The organism is Pedomonas sp. (assembly GCF_036515995.1).
Classification (GTDB): domain Bacteria; phylum Pseudomonadota; class Alphaproteobacteria; order Sphingomonadales; family Sphingomonadaceae; genus Pedomonas.
The window spans coordinates 1-15418 of the sequence record NZ_DATBUP010000055.1 but is presented as its reverse complement, the minus strand read 5'-3'; the positions used below and the strand labels follow the sequence as shown (position 1 = coordinate 15418).

Sequence of the window (15418 nt, the reverse complement as noted above, 5' to 3'; positions counted from 1 at the left end):
GGTGTTGTGGATATTCGACCATCGGGCGATTGCCATGCCCAAGGCATGGTTTATTATTCACTCCAGTTCTGATGGAGCAAATCTGTGACCTCCAATTAAGACCCTGCGGGCGGCCTTCCCGCAGGGTCTATTCATTGAAGCGTACTTCTCAGCAGTGAATGCGCCGATCAGCTATTAGAGCCGCTGTAGCGTGAAGAAGCGCTGCATCATGGCGGCAACCTGATCCATCACTTCGAACTGGAGCATGTGGCCTGCGCCAGAAACCTGCCCGGTCATAACCTTCGGTAGGGCCTTGGCAAGGTTGGCAGGGCGATTCAGCGCCTTGTCGATGACGATGACCAGCGTCGGGCAGGTGAGGCGGGCGAAGGCCGCCTCGCCGTTCCAGTCGCACACCGCGTCCCAGCAGGCACGCACCACAGCGGCGGGCGTACGGGTCATGGTCTCCACCAGGTCATCGATGGCGCTGGGTTCGTTCGCCCGGATGATCTGGCGGCGGCCGAACACTTCCAGCATGTCGGCCAGCTGGGTGGGGTCGAGGCGCATGATATGACGGCGCATGTCCTCCACATAGCTGCGGGCGCTGTCATGCGGCACGATGGGCGCGGGGTCGAGCAGCACAAGGCCCGCCACACGGTCCGGAGCCTGCACAGCTGCCTCCACGGCAATCTGCGCGCCCATGCTGTGGCCGACCAGAATGCAGCTCTCCGGTGCGGCGGCCAGCACGGCGGCAGCCTGGGCTTCGATGGTATAGCTTTCGGCGGCGGGGCTACGCCCGTGTCCGGGTAGATCGAGGCAGATGGCGTGCCGGTCAGGGAAGGCGTCGGCCACCGGAGCCATGGCGGTGTGGTCGCAGCTCCAGCCGTGAATCAGCACCAGCGAGTGGTGGTTGTGCCCACCTGCTGGAGAGGTGGTTTCGGGTACGCGCTCGCTCACGAACAGGCTCATGGTCTCACCCCGTGGTTGCTCCCACCTGTTCTAGAGCTTTTGTTCAAGATTTGCAGGGGGCATGGCGCCCCCTGCAAAATCGGGTTCCAGATCAGGCTTGCTGCTGTTCGCGCTCGATGGCGCGCCAGCCGATGTCACGGCGGCAGAATCCCTCAGGCCAGTCGAGCTTGTCGATGGCGGCATAGGCACGGGTCTGTGCTTCAGCCACGGTCTTGCCGAGCGCGGTCACGTTCAGCACGCGTCCGCCGTTGGCAAGGATACGCTCGCCATCGGCCTTGGTGCCCGCATGGAACACGACAACACCTTCGGTCGCGCCAGCGGCGTCCAGCCCGTTGATCACCGTGCCCTTGCGCGGCTCGCCAGGGTAGCCCTCGGCGGCCATCACAACGGTGAGGGCAACGTCTTCCTTCCACTGCACGCTGTTCGGCTGGAGTTCGCCCTTGGCCGCTGCCAGAAGCACGGGCAGGAAGTCGCTGTCCATCCGCATCATCAGCACTTGGCATTCGGGGTCGCCGAACCGGCAGTTGTATTCGATGAGGCTGGGGCCGTCCTTGGTGATCATCAGGCCTGCGTAGAGCACACCCACGTAGGGGTGCCCTTCGTCTGCCAACGCCTTGATGGTAGGCTCGACGATCTCGCGCAGGGTCTGGGCGACCAGCGCGTCGGTCATCACCGGAGCGGGGGAGTAGGCACCCATGCCGCCGGTGTTCGGGCCGGTGTCGCCATCACCCACGCGCTTGTGGTCCTGCGCGGTTGCCAGTGGCACGGCGGTCTTGCCGTCGGTCAGCACGAAGAAGCTGGCTTCCTCACCCTCAAGGAAGGCTTCTACCACCACTTCCGCGCCGGCCGCACCGAACTGGCCGCCAAAGATCATGTCGATGGCGTCAAGCGCCTCGTCCAGCGTCATGGCGACGACGACGCCCTTGCCCGCGGCCAGGCCATCGGCCTTCACGACGATCGGCGCGCCCTGCTGGCGGATGTAAGCCTTGGCGGCTTCCGCGTCAGTGAAGCGCTCGTAGGCGGCGGTCGGGATGTTATAGCGCTTGCACAGGTCCTTGGTGAAACCCTTGGAGCCTTCAAGCTGGGCCGCGTATTGCGACGGGCCGAAGCACAGGATGTCCGCGGCCTTCAGCGCATCTGCCAAGCCATCCACCAGTGGCTGTTCCGGACCGACGACCACGAGCCCGATGCTCTTCTCGCGTACGAAGCGGATGACGGCGTCGTGATCGGCGATGTTCAGCGCCGCGAGTTGCGCGACCGAGGCGATGCCGGCGTTGCCGGGTGCGCAATAAAGGGTGCCGAGCTTGTCGGAAGCTGCCAGTTTCCAGCACAGGGCGTGTTCGCGCCCGCCGCTGCCAATGACCAAAACGTTCATGTCGCCCTCTTCATTAGGCTTGGAGGTTGGGCGGCTTGTAGCTAGACATGGGCCGAGGAACAACGCCGGTGACGACAGAAACGCCCAATCTTCCCGAATACTCGGTCAGCGAGATCGCCAACGCCGTCAAAAGGACGGTGGAGGATCGCTTCGGCCTCGTGCACGTGCGCGGCGAGATATCGGGGTGGAAACAGGCCGGTTCAGGCCATGCCTACCTGTGCCTGAAGGATGAAAGCGCCGTGCTGGACGGCGTGATGTGGCGCGGCATGGTGAACGGCCTGCGCTTCCGTCCGGAAGACGGGCTGGAAGTTATCGCCACGGGCAAGCTGACCACCTATCCCGGCCGCTCCAAGTATCAGATGGTCATCGAGCGCATGGAGCCTGCGGGCGTTGGCGCGCTGATGGCCTTGCTGGAAGAGCGCAAGCGCAAGCTGGCCGCTGAGGGGCTGTTCGATCCCAAGCGCAAGCGGCCCATTCCGTACCTGCCGGAGGTTATCGGCGTGATCACCTCGCCGACTGGTGCGGTGATTCGCGATATTCTGCACCGCCTGGCGGATCGTTTTCCACGTCAGGTCCTGCTGTGGCCGGTGCTGGTGCAGGGCGAAGGCGCGGCCGAGCAGGTGGCCAACGCCGTGCGCGGCTTCAACGCGCTGGAGCAGGGCGGACCGATCCCGAGACCGGACGTGCTGATCGTGGCGCGCGGCGGCGGCTCCATCGAGGACCTGTGGGCTTTCAACGAGGAAGCCGTCATTCGCGCCGTGGCGGAGAGCGGGATTCCGGTCATCTCCGCCGTGGGGCACGAGACCGATACGACGCTGGTCGATTACGCCTCCGACCGGCGCGCACCGACGCCGACGGCAGCGGCGGAAATGGCCGTGCCGGTAAAGGCCGATCTGGATTACACCGTCGGTCAGTTCGGTTTGCGGCTGGAGCGGGCGCTGTTCAAGGGGATGGAGCGGCGCAGCGAGGCGGTGAAGGGGCTGGCACGCGGCCTGCCGCATCCGCGCCATCTGCTTCAGCTTGCAGAACAGCGGTTCGACGAGCTTTCCGAGCGCTTGCCGAAATCCCTCAACAACGGCCTCGTCGTCTGGCGTAACCGCTACGAGCGTCTGGGCGACCGGCTGGCCCCCCGCCTGCTGACGCAGGAGTTGCGGCGCAGTGGCGAGCGCGTGGAGCGAGTGTCCGAGGGTCTGACCCGAGTCACCTCCCTGCGGCTGCGCGACGAACAGAGACGCCTGGGCGAGGCGGTGCGGATGCTGGAGACGCTCAGCCCCTACGCCACCGTACAGCGCGGCTATGCCGTCGTTCGGTCGCGCGATGGGCGCGTCCTGACGACTGCCGAGGCAGCCCAGCGGGCCGGGGCCTTGACCCTTGAGTTGCGGGATGGGACTGTTGGCGTTGTGGTCGATGGTGAACCGCAAGCGGTGGCCGAAGGCGCGCCGAAGCAAGCTTCGGCCGAGGTGTCGTCTCCTGCAGAACTGCCTCAGACGGTTCAGCCAAAGCCAAGGGTCAGCCGTCCCAAGCCCGCCGCGAAGGAGCTGGAAAAGGCCGGGCCGGTCAAGGACAGGCAGGGCAGTCTGTTCTGATTTGCGTTTTCCGCCCGTGCGGGTTTCCATTCCAGAGGGCGGCTATCTCATCACGGCCGCGATCCGCTGCAGGGCGGGTGCGGCGGCCAGGTTTGCAGTCATTTAATGCAAGGTGAAGTGGTTTCCATGCTCAATTCCAATGCTTCGCGCCCCGCGCGGGTTCAGTATCTTCCCGGCTCGTTCCGCATGCTCAGCCCGGGAGATCACGTGGTCTGCGCGGTCACAGGCGTAAAAATTCCGCTGCAGGACCTGCGCTATTGGAATGCCGATACGCAGGAGGCTTACGCCAGTGCCGAAATCGCCACCAAGCGCTTTGCGGAACTTCAGAACAAGGCCGGCTGATACTACAGCAGTAAGGCCACCGGGGGCGGGGTCTGAAAACAGGGGGCTGAAAATATAAGGCAGGAGAGACAGCGGTGCGTGATGTGCTGAAGGCCGGACCGGCATGGTCCCGGCGCGCGGGAAAGCTGGCCCTGAAGGCCAGTCGGACTTTGGCCGGAATGAGTGCGGCGGCCTTGGTGATGGCTGGAGGCCCTGCGCAGGCAGACGAAATCCTTCCGGAATACGTCCCGTCCGCTACCGTTGCTCCCACCGCTCAATTCCAGATCCTGAACCGGGTTGTGCAAGGCGGCGTTGTGGTCGGCGTCACACCGCAAGGCACGGCACGGCTGGTCTATGATGGGCAGGACCTGCCACTGGCCGCCGACGGCCGCTTCGTTCTCGGCCTGCACCGGGATGTGGCAGGTCAGGTGCAACTGACCGCGATTCATACCAACGGCACGCAGGTCTCCCATACCCTGCTGGTGGAGCCGCGCACCTTCAATATCCAGCACGTCAACGGCCTCCCGCCCAAGACCGTGCAGATGCCGCCTGAAATGCTGGCCCGTCGCCAGGAAGAGGTGAGGCAGATCACGGCGGCGCGCGCCAATCCATCGCTCGACATGCACTGGGCGCAGTCGTTCGTATGGCCCGCCGTCGGGCGCATCTCCGGTGTTTATGGATCCCAGCGCATCCGCAACGGCGTGCCCGGTTCGCCGCATTACGGTGTCGATGTCGCCAACAAGACCGGGACGCCCATTCTTGCGCCTGCAGCCGGGACCATCCGGCTCGCGGTGACGGATTTCACGCTGGAGGGCGGCCTCGTCATTATCGACCACGGGTTCAACCTGTTCTCGTCCATGTTGCACCTGAGCCGGGTTGACGTGAAGCCGGGGGACGTGGTGGCACAAGGCCAGCAGATCGGCGCTATCGGCGCGACCGGCCGCGCGACCGGTCCCCACCTGCACTGGGGGCTGCGCTGGGGCAATATACATGTGGACCCCACCACCCTGCCGGGCTTGCCCCCGCTGCCGGGGGCAAGTGCAGCTGGCAGCGCGGTAGGTGCCAAGGTGAATTAAGCCACAGAGCCCTATCACTGATTACACGGAATGCAGGGGCCTTCGGGCCCCTGTTGCCTGTATTCAACTTAATATAATTCCAAGAATCGTTGATTTCTGCGGGTTTGATGTCGTTTCTGTATCATAATTGATACAGGTGCGGCTGAAATGAGCCGTTCCGCAACAATCCGTCTGCGTGCGTGAAACCGCAGCTTCGTTCCGTCCGTTACCGGGCCGAACGAAGGCGGGCCTTGTCCCCGATGCCGTTGCCCGCCGCGTATCTGTATCCTTCGTAGTGTCTCCCTTCCGTTGCTTCGGTTCGACGGCCCGCATGGGATTTCCGCCGCGCTGGCGTGTGCGTGGATTTTCCTGACGGGCGGATTTTGTCCGAATAAGGAGATATCCAGTCATGAGAAAAACATCCCCCGCGCGGCGGAGAGCGGTGTTGAAAACCAGTGTTGCCACGGCGGTTCTGGGTGCTGCATTCCTGACCTCGCCTGCCGTGTTCGCGCAGGATCAGGCACAGGAAACAGAAACCATCGTGGTGACCGGTTCGCGTATCGCCCGGCCCGATCTTCGCAGTTCAAGCCCGCTGGCGGTGGTGGGGCAGGAGGAATTTACCCTTTCCGGTGCAACCAACGTCGAGTCTGTGCTCAACGTGCTGCCGCAGGTGATCCCCGGCGAGACCAGTTTCTCGAACAATCCGGGCGAGGGCGTGGCGACGGTCGATCTGCGTGGCCTTGAGGAAGAGCGCACGCTCGTGCTCGTAAATGGCCGTCGGTACATTTTCTACGATGTCGCTCAGGTTGTGGACATCAACAACATCCCCACCTTCCTGGTGGAGCGGGTGGATGTGGTGACGGGCGGCGCATCGGCGGTTTACGGATCGGACGCCATTGCGGGCGTTGTCAACTTCATGTTGCGGCGGGATTTTGAAGGTGCCGAAGTGGGCGCGACTTATCGCCTGACGGAAAGAGGTGATGGCGAGCGGGTGGATTTCAACATCGCGCTCGGCACCAACTTTGCCGATGATCGCGGCAACATTCTCGCCTACGCCAACTACTACGATCGCAAGGCCATTTATCAGGATGCGCGGCGGTTCTCGCGGACCGCGCTGGTGGATGACGTGGACGAGGCGGGCAATCCGATTCTGTCGCCGGGCGGGACTTCGGTTGTGCCCGGCGGACGTGTGACTATTCCTGAGGACGCTCGCCCCGCCATTTTCCCGGGTGGCCTCGGTGCGCTGTTTCAGCCGGGCGGCACGTTCCGGCCATTTGTCTCCCCGGGGGATCAATACAACTATGCGCCTGCCAATTTACTGATGGTGCCCCAGGAGCGCTGGCTGATCGGCTCGCAGGCCCATTACGACATCACGGACAGCATCCGCGTCTACATGGAGGCCACTTTTGCCAACAACCGGGTGGCGGGCGAGCTTGCGCCGACGCCGTTTGGTGAAAATGTGGCAATTGATGCGGACAGCCCCTTCCTTGCGCCATCCGCACGAGCCGCATTTCTGGCGGCCGACGCGCTGGAGACTGGTGACGACGCCGGTGACGGCTATGTCAACGCGACCCTGTTCCGCCGCATGAGCGAGGCGGGGCCGCGCGAAAATCTGGATGAGCGTAACGCCTGGCGCGTGGTGGGCGGGCTGGAAGGCGACGTTATCGAGGGGTGGAAATACGACGCCTATTATCTGTTCGCGCGGACCCGCAATAGCCAGATTCAGAACGGCAATATCTCCATCAGTCGTATGCGCTCGGCACTGCGCACCGAGCTTGATCCGGATACCGGGGAGTTGCGCTGCGCCGATGCCGCAGCCCGTGACCAGGGATGCGTGCCGATCAATGTCTTCGGGGAAGGTGCGCTGTCACAGGAGGCGGTCGACTATGTAAGCATCGCGGCGGCCAACAGCGAGATTTCGCAGCTGCAGGTGGCCAGCGGCAGCGTCACGGGTGAGTTGTTCGATCTGGGCGCAGGTCCCGTCGGCCTTGCGCTCGGTGCGGAATGGCGGTCGGTCAGCAGTCGTTTCCTTCCGGATTTCTCTCTTGCCTCGGGCGATGTCAGCGGCTTCAACGCCGGTGCGCCGACGTCTGGCCGCTATTCGGTGAAGGAGATCTTCGGCGAATTGCGGGCACCATTGGTTGCTAACGAAGCCTTCGCCGACCGGTTGGAGCTGACCGCCGCAGCGCGTTACTCCGATTATTCTCTCGACGCGGTGGGCGGAGTGTTCACATGGGCTGCGGGCGCGGAATGGGCGCCCATTGCCGATGTCACGCTGCGCGGGCAGTTCCAGCGGGCCATTCGCGCGCCCAATGTGGAGGAACTGTTCGGCGGGCAGGAGCAGGGCTTCCCTCCTGCCATCGATCCGTGTTCCGACCGTTCGCCCGAAACCCAGACCCCTGCGGTTCGCGCGCTCTGCGAGGCGACCGGCGTTCCGGTTGGCTCCGTGTTCACAGGCGGGGTGCAGCCGGACTCACAGATCGAGGGCTCGTTTGGCGGCAATCCGGATCTGGAGGAGGAGAAGTCCGATACCTGGACCCTTGGTGTTGTCGTTCAGCCGGCCTTCGCGCCGGGCCTGAATGTGACGCTCGACTACTACAACATCAAGGTTGACAACTACATCACCGACCTTGGCGGCGGTGTGAACAACATCCTCAGCCTCTGCTACACGGTCATTCAGGACATCAATCATCCCTACTGTCAGGCGGTTCAGAGAAATCCGGGCGGCGATATCGATATTGTTGTCGCCAATCGGGCCAACGTCGCCTCGCTCAAGACCGCGGGCATCGACTTTCAGGTCGACTATGGGCTCGATCTGAATTTTGGCCTCTTCGACAATGAAAGCCGCCTCAACTTCTTCTTCCTCGGCACCTGGGTGGAGAAGTGGACCTATCAGCCGGTGACGGAGCTGCCGGACAAGATTGATTGCGTCGGACAATTCGGCGCGACGTGCGATGACCCCATTCCGGAGTTCCGCTTCACCAGCCGCTTGACCTGGAGCACCGGGCCGATGCAACTGAGTCTGCGCTACCGCTGGGTGGACAAGCTGAAGGACGATCAGATCAAGAACGCTGATACGCCGGCTTCGGATCTGGCCAAGCCCACGCTCGGCGCTCATCACTACTTCGATTTGGCCGCGGTTTACGATGTCAACGAGGACGTGCAGGTTTCCTTTGGCGTCAACAACCTGTTCGATAACAAGCCGCCGCTGACCGGTGATTCACAGGAGCAGGCCAATACCTTCCCTGGCCTGTATGACGTGTTGGGCCGGGATTACTTCCTCTCCGCAACCGTGCGCTTCTAAGTCTGCTTTCGAACAGGACTAGCGTTCTGCAGTAGGGGGCGTGTGACCGACAAGGTGCTTGAGGGCCGTGATCCGCCACAGGTGGGTCGCGGCCCTTATGCTGTGGGTGATCCGCGCCGCAAGCGAGTCGGCGGCGGGGCAGCTTCAAGAATGTTCGGATCGATGCAAAGCGCGGGTCGGGGCCATTTTTAGCCCGTGCCTTGCGGGCCTATGCAATCTCCAGGTTACTTGAAAGGCTGCCCTGACTTCATCCGGTCATGGTCCAGTAAAGCAACCATTTTGGTGTATCGGATCGGGCCGGCTCAGGCCCCCCCGGGAGCTGCGTTGTAATATTATTTCAACGAAATTGATCTGTCGGGGAAGAACGTAACAACCCCGTGCTAAAATAGTCACACCACATCCGGTCAACTAACGTAATGGTTGTATATCACTTTACTCATATCCTCTCTTCGGGTTGATTGAACCCAGGCCAGAAACGGGCTTTTCAGCGGCGTATGGGCGATTCCAGTGTGCCGAAGGACACACGGATTTCGGGAATGGGGGTTCCTCCATGCGCGGCAGGGCAACTCTGGGACCAACCCAACGGGAGGAATTCAAGGTGAGTTCAACCAATCTGGTGCCGCAAAAGGCACTTCTGAAGGCAGGCGTTGCGACGGCACTGATTGCGGTGGCTGCTCCGGCAGTTGCGCAAGAGCAGACCGCTGCGATGGAAACCATCGTCGTCACCGGTTCGCGTATTGCGCGTCCTGAACTGCAGGCTTCAAGCCCGGTCGCCGTCGTCGGCGCTGAGGAATTCAAGTTCTCCGGTGCTATGCACGTGGAAGAAGTACTGCATGAGTTGCCGCAGGTTATCCCGTCGCTGGGTGCAACCTCGAACAACCCGGGTGATGGCGCATCGACCGTTGACTTGCGCGGTCTGGGTGCAACCCGCACGCTGGTTCTGGTCAACAGCCGGCGGTACGTCGCCTACGACGAACAACAGATCGTCGACCTCAACACCATTCCGACCGCTCTTGTCGAGCGCGTCGATGTCGTGACCGGCGGCCGCTCCTCTATTTACGGTTCAGACGCAATCGCGGGCGTGGTGAACTTTATCCTGAAGAAGGATTTCGAAGGTGTTCAGCTCGGCGGTAACTATCGTCTGAATGAAAAGGGTGATGGCGACACTTACACCATTGACGGCATAATCGGCGGCAACTTCGCCGACGGCAAAGGCAATGTTACTGCCTATGTGAGCTACTCGAAGCGTAAGCCTATCATGGCGGGTGCCCGCAGCTTCACGGACTACGTCATTTCCGATGACCTGGAAGGCGGCTGGTATGAAGGTGGTTCCGCGGTCCTTCCGAATGGCCTCCTGATCACATCGGCCGGAGCGTTTTTCGCAGAAGCAGACGGCAACCTGCGCCCGTACAATGACGAGACCTACAACTACGCGCCGGACAACTATCTGCAGGTGCCGAACGAGCGCTGGTTCATCGGCTCGTTTGCGAACTACGAAATCAACGAACACTTCAAGGTGTTCTCGGAATTCCAGTATGTTAACAGCCGCGCAAAGACCCTGCTGGCACCGACGCCGGTGACCGGCAACTTCGCTGTTGACGTGGATTCCTCGTTCCTGACGCCTGCCGCTCGTGCAATCCTGGCGCCGCTCGATACCGACGGCGACGGCTTTGCCACGATGGCGGTCTATCGCCGTATGAATGAAACCGGTGGGCGTCTCCAGCTGGATGACCGCAACGCCTTCCGGGCCCTTGTGGGGCTGGAAGGCAACATTGCGGCAGGCTGGACCTACGAGGCCTATTACAGCTATGCTCGCAACCGGAATATCCAGACTCAGGACGGAAACATTTCGCGTAGCGCCTTTGCGCAAGCGCTCCGGACCACATTCGATGCTGACGGAAATCTGGTCTGCGTCAACGCATCAGGCGGGTGCGTCCCACTCAACATCTTCGGCCTCGGCAACGCGAGCCCGGAAGCTGTCGACTTCGTTTCTCTGGGCAGCACCAACCTGAACGCCATTCAGTCTCAGGTTGCCAGCTTCGTCATTTCCAACAGCGACTTGTTTGACTTGGGCGGTGGTCCGGTGGGTATTGCGCTCGGTGCCGAATGGCGCTCGGAACGCGGTTCGTATCGCCCGGATACGTTCCTCGCTTCAGGCGACGTGATCGGCTTCAACGCCGGTGAGGCGACCTCGGGCGGGTACAGTGTAAAAGAGCTGTACGGCGAACTTATCGTGCCTTTGATCTCCGACAAGGCGTTCGCACATAAGCTCGAGTTCAACGGCGCTGCACGCTACTCCGATTACTCGAACGCCGTGGGCTCTGCATGGTCCTACTCGGCCGGTCTTATGTACGCTCCGGTAGAGGACATCACGTTCCGTGGCCAATATCAGCGCGCCGTCCGCGCTCCGACTGTCAACCAGCTCTTCCAGGGTAATGCTGTTGGCTTCCCGGCAGCGTCCGACCCCTGCCAGACGCCGGCTGCAACCCCCGGCTCGACGCTTGCACAGACCTGTATCGCCAATGGCTTCCCGGCAAATATGATCGGTCAGCCGTTGCCGGGTGCAAATTCCCAGATCCAGTCAGTGTCTGGCGGCAACCCGGATCTGACGGAAGAGAAGGCTGATACCTACACCATCGGTGCTGTGTTCCAGCCGAGCTTCCTGCCGCGTTTCACGATGACCGTCGACTACTATAACATCAAGATCGACGACTACATTGCGACGCCAGGTACCACGAGCATTATTGCCGCCTGTTACGGAAACGGTGACAACGGCTTTACGCCGTATGATGTGGCAATGTGCTCGCTGGCACCGCGCAATCAGATCTCGGGTCTTCTGGAAGGTGTGGTAAACGTCTTCGCTAACCTTGGTAAGCTCAAGACCGAAGGCGTGGACTTCGAAGCACGCTACTGGACAAACGTTCCGTTCGGTATCGAAAACGATGGTCGCCTTGAGTTCCGCCTGGCTGGTACGCGCCTGATCCACTGGGAGTTGAACACCGTTGCGTCGATCCCGAGCCTGCTGGTCGATTGCACCGGCGCATTCGGCGCACAGTGCGGTGATCCGTTCTCCAAGTGGCGTTGGTCGCTCCGTACGACCTACTCCACCGGGCCGCTCACCGCATCTATCGCTTGGCGCCACCTCGGTAGCGCCAAGGATGATGACGAAGGCACCCTGTACTGGAAGGAGAAGGTTGGCAGCTATAACCTGTTCGACCTGGCTGCAAGCTATGAACTGAATGACACCATCAGCTTCACGGCTGGCGTCAACAACATCTTTGATAAAAAGCCGCCGCTGTTTGGTGATGGCAACAACCAGCAATCGAACACGTTCCCGCAGTCTTACGACGTATTCGGTCGCCAGTACTTCTTCAGCGCAACCGCGAAGTTCTAAGAAACGAGCACTTGCTGAAAGACTGAGAGTGGCGGGGAGAAATCCTCGCCACTTTTTTTATGGCGAAGGCGACAGTTGAATCCTGCAGGCCATGGAATTTCTGCCGAAACTGCGAGCCCGGTGACAGGCGCAGTGAGCGCCCGACGGTGCTATGCCCTCCTTGCTGCAACATCCCAGTTTACACTCGAAACATTTCAGAAAAGCGGTGGAATCTGAAACGGGCATCGACGCTGAAGCTAGGTTTTCTAGAATGCACGTAATAGTTGTATAGGCGCAATCTAATTTCCCGCAATTAAATTACAATAATTAAAATAACGCCGTTACTTACTTTCAACTCTGTGTTAATTGAGCAACAGCCCAGGCACGTTGCCATACACCACAGCCGAGCGCTGCTTTACACCGTCCTGCCGCTCCGGTTCATTCAGCCACAAGCCGAAAGGCGAGCGGTCCTAATCCAGGGTGTTCGGACAACCGGCAATGCCTCGCATGTCTGATGCGGGGCAGGACACCATGCCCGCGCATGGTGGGGGCGGGCCGCAAAAGCAGGGTAAATCTACGAGAGGAACTCGGTTGTGAGTCATTCCAACATGTCTGCTTTCCGGGCAGTGCTGAAGGCCGGTGTCGCGACTGCGATCGTGGCTTCGGCTGCGCCGGCATTTGCGCAGGACCAGGGCGCTTCGATGGACACCATCGTCGTCACCGGTTCGCGTATTGCGCGTCCTGAACTCAAGGCTTCGAGCCCGGTCGCCGTCGTCGGCGCAGAAGAATTCAAGTTCTCCGGCGCGACCCACGTGGAAGAAGTGCTGAACGAACTGCCTCAGGTCGTTCCGTCGCTGACCGGCGCGTCGAACAACCCGGGTGATGGCGTTGCCACTGTCGACCTGCGCGGTCTTGGTGAAGAGCGGACGCTGGTTCTGGTCAACGGTCGCCGTTACGTCGCTTACGACGAACAGCAGATCGTTGACATCAATACCGTTCCCGCTGCTCTGATCGAGCGCGTCGACGTCGTGACCGGCGGCCGTTCCGCTATTTACGGTTCGGACGCGATCGCGGGTGTTGTGAACTTCGTCCTGAAGAAGGACTTCGAAGGCGCGCAGATTTCGGGCAACTACCGCCTGAACGAAGCTGGCGACGGCGACACCTACACTGTTGACGGCGTGATCGGCAGCAACTTTGCTGATGGCAAGGGCAACGTCACCGCGTACATGAGCTACTCGAAGCGCAAGGCGATCATGGCCGGCGCTCGCAGCTACACGCGCACTGCTCTTGGTGACAGCGCGGACGGCACTCAGGTCGAGTTCGCTGGTTCCCCGGCAATTCAGGGTTCGCGCGTCAATATCCCGGGCCTCGGCTGGCAGAAGTTTGACGCGGACGGCAACCTGTCCCCGTACGCTGGTAACTCTGACTCGTACAACTTCGCGCCGGACAACTACCTGCAGACCCCGAACGAGCGTTGGTTCGTCGGTGCGTTCGCGAATTACGAGATCAACGATCACTTCAAGGTGTTCTCGGAGTTCCAGTACATCAACAGCCGCTCCAAGACCTGGCTGGCCCCGACTCCGGTCTCCAACGAGAACATCAACATTCACATTGCGTCGCCGTTCCTGTCCGACGCGACCCGCGCTACTCTGACGGGTCTGGACACGGATGGTGACGGTTATGTCCGTGCCAACCTGTCCGGTCGCCGTATGAGCGAGTCCGGCGGTCGTATTCAGGAAGACGATCGCAACGCATTCCGCGCTCTGATCGGCCTGGAAGGCGAGATTGCCGGCAACTGGTCTTACGAGACCTACTACAGCTACGCTCGCAACCGGAACGTTCAGACCCAGGAAGGCAACATTTCGCGGACCAAGTTCCACGAAGCCGTCGAGACTGCCTTCGACGCCAGCGGCAATCTGGTCTGCCGCAGCGAATCTGCCCGTGCAAACGGCTGCGTGCCGCTCAATATCTACGGTCCGGGCGTTGCTTCCGCTGATGGCATCAACTACGTCACCATTGGTTCGTCCAACCTGAACAAGATCGAATCGCAGGTTGCAAGCTTCGTCGTCTCCAACGGCGAACTGTTCGATCTGGGCGCGGGCCCGGCCGGTATTGCTCTGGGCGCCGAGTGGCGCAGCGAAAAGGGCAGCTACCGTCCCGACACCTTCCTGTCTTCGGGTGACGTGATCGGCTTCAACGCCGGTTCGCCAACCAGCGGTTCCTACAACGTGAAGGAACTGTTCGGCGAAGTCGTAGTGCCGCTGCTGGCTGACCTGCCGTTCGCCCAGAACGTCGAGTTCAACGGCGCTCTGCGTTACTCCGACTACTCGAACGCAGTGGGTTCGACCTGGGCCTACTCGGCGGGTCTGATGTGGGCTCCGGTGGAAGACATCACCTTCCGTGGCCAGTATCAGCGCGCCGTTCGTGCCCCGACCGTGTACCAGCTGTTCCAGGGTAACGCGGTTGGCTATCCCGCCGCGACCGATCCCTGCAACCTGGACGTCGCCAAGACCAATCCTACCCTGAACGCAACCTGCGCTGGGCAGGGTCTGACTCCCGCTCAGATCGGTTCGGGCGACCTGCAGGCCGGCACTCAGATCCGCACCATCTCTGGTGGTAATCCGGATCTGACGGAAGAAAAGGCAGACACCTACACCATCGGTGCGGTGATCCAGCCGACCTTCCTGCCGCGCTTCACGCTGACCGTCGACTATTACAACATCTCGATCGACGACTACATCAGCACCCCGGGCACGGTCAGCATCATCGCAGCTTGCTATGGCAACTCGGACAGCAACTACACGCCGTTCGACTCGTCGCTCTGCGCCCTGGCGCCGCGTGACAGCGCCGGCCAGCTGAACGACGTGATGAACACTCGCGCCAACCTGGGCGAGCTGAAGACCTCGGGCGTTGACTTCGAGGCTCGCTACTTCGTCAACGTGCCGTTTGGTGTCGAAAGCGAAGGTCGCCTGGACTTCCGTCTGACCGGTACGCGTCTGATCAACTGGCAGCTGAACACCATGGCTTCGATCCCCGATCTGATGATCGATTGCGATGGCACCTTCGGTCTGAACTGCGGTGATCCGATGCCGAAGTGGCGTGGTTCGTTCCGCACCACCTACAGCACCGGTCCGTTCAGCGCCTCGCTGGCCTGGAAGTACGTCGGCAAGGTGAACGACGACGACGACACCTACGACTTCGCAGTTGAGAAGGTGAAGTCCTACAGCCTGTTTGATCTGGCCTTCAGCTACGACGTCAATGAGACGCTGTCCTTCACGACGGGTGTAAACAACCTGTTCGACAAGAAGCCGCCGCTCATGGGCGACAACAACCAGCAGTCGAACACCTATCCGTCGACCTACGACGTGTTCGGTCGCCAGTACTTCTTCAGCGCAACGGCCCGCTTCTAAGAAGCAGCCCATTCGCTGGAATGGTACGAGAGTGGCGGGGAGCAATCCC

8 protein-coding genes are annotated in these 15418 nt (G+C 61.2%); 6 read left to right on the top strand and 2 right to left on the bottom strand.

Annotated elements, in window-relative coordinates; translation table 11 throughout:
* Positions 1-174: 174 nt before the first annotated feature.
* Entirely contained in the window at positions 175-945 is a 771-nt protein-coding gene (locus tag VIG90_RS04545) for an alpha/beta hydrolase (RefSeq protein WP_331592268.1), read from the bottom strand.
* Between the two features lie 91 nt (positions 946-1036).
* Positions 1037-2320 (bottom strand): phosphoribosylamine--glycine ligase, encoded by a 1284-nt coding sequence (gene purD, locus VIG90_RS04540; protein WP_331592266.1) that lies wholly within the window; start codon positions 2318-2320, stop codon positions 1037-1039.
* 68 nt (positions 2321-2388) lie between these two features.
* Here purD and xseA point away from each other — a divergent pair, with 68 nt between their 5' ends.
* The 6 genes from xseA (at position 2389) to VIG90_RS04510 (ending at position 15369) form a co-directional block, all read left to right on the top strand.
* Positions 2389-3906 carry an exodeoxyribonuclease VII large subunit gene (gene xseA, locus VIG90_RS04535; protein WP_331592265.1) on the top strand — a complete coding sequence of 506 codons (1518 nt, stop codon included), beginning with the start codon at positions 2389-2391 and terminating at the stop codon, positions 3904-3906.
* 126 nt (positions 3907-4032) lie between these two features.
* The gene (locus VIG90_RS04530; protein WP_331592264.1) at positions 4033-4248 is read left to right on the top strand and encodes a DUF2093 domain-containing protein; all 216 of its coding nucleotides are present in this window, start codon (positions 4033-4035) and stop codon (positions 4246-4248) included.
* A gap of 74 nt (positions 4249-4322) precedes the next feature.
* Positions 4323-5303 carry a M23 family metallopeptidase gene (locus tag VIG90_RS04525; RefSeq protein ID WP_331592263.1) on the top strand — a complete coding sequence of 327 codons (981 nt, stop codon included), beginning with the start codon at positions 4323-4325 and terminating at the stop codon, positions 5301-5303.
* Positions 5304-5691: 388 nt separating this feature from the next.
* Positions 5692-8586 (top strand): TonB-dependent receptor, encoded by a 2895-nt coding sequence (locus tag VIG90_RS04520; RefSeq protein ID WP_331592262.1) that lies wholly within the window; start codon positions 5692-5694, stop codon positions 8584-8586.
* A gap of 598 nt (positions 8587-9184) precedes the next feature.
* A complete protein-coding gene (locus VIG90_RS04515) occupies positions 9185-11980 on the top strand; it encodes a TonB-dependent receptor (protein ID WP_331592261.1) in 2796 nt (931 codons plus the stop codon).
* Between the two features lie 587 nt (positions 11981-12567).
* Positions 12568-15369 (top strand): TonB-dependent receptor, encoded by a 2802-nt coding sequence (locus tag VIG90_RS04510; protein ID WP_331592260.1) that lies wholly within the window; start codon positions 12568-12570, stop codon positions 15367-15369.
* Positions 15370-15418: the final 49 nt, after the last annotated feature.

Coding starts and splice junctions, on each gene's coding strand:
- VIG90_RS04545 (WP_331592268.1), bottom strand. CDS start 945: ATGAGCCTGTTCGTGAGCGAGCGCGTACCCGAAACCACCTCTCCAGCA.
- purD (WP_331592266.1), bottom strand. CDS start 2,320: ATGAACGTTTTGGTCATTGGCAGCGGCGGGCGCGAACACGCCCTGTGC.
- VIG90_RS04530 (WP_331592264.1), top strand. CDS start 4,033: ATGCTCAATTCCAATGCTTCGCGCCCCGCGCGGGTTCAGTATCTTCCC.
- VIG90_RS04520 (WP_331592262.1), top strand. CDS start 5,692: ATGAGAAAAACATCCCCCGCGCGGCGGAGAGCGGTGTTGAAAACCAGT.
- VIG90_RS04510 (WP_331592260.1), top strand. CDS start 12,568: ATGTCTGCTTTCCGGGCAGTGCTGAAGGCCGGTGTCGCGACTGCGATC.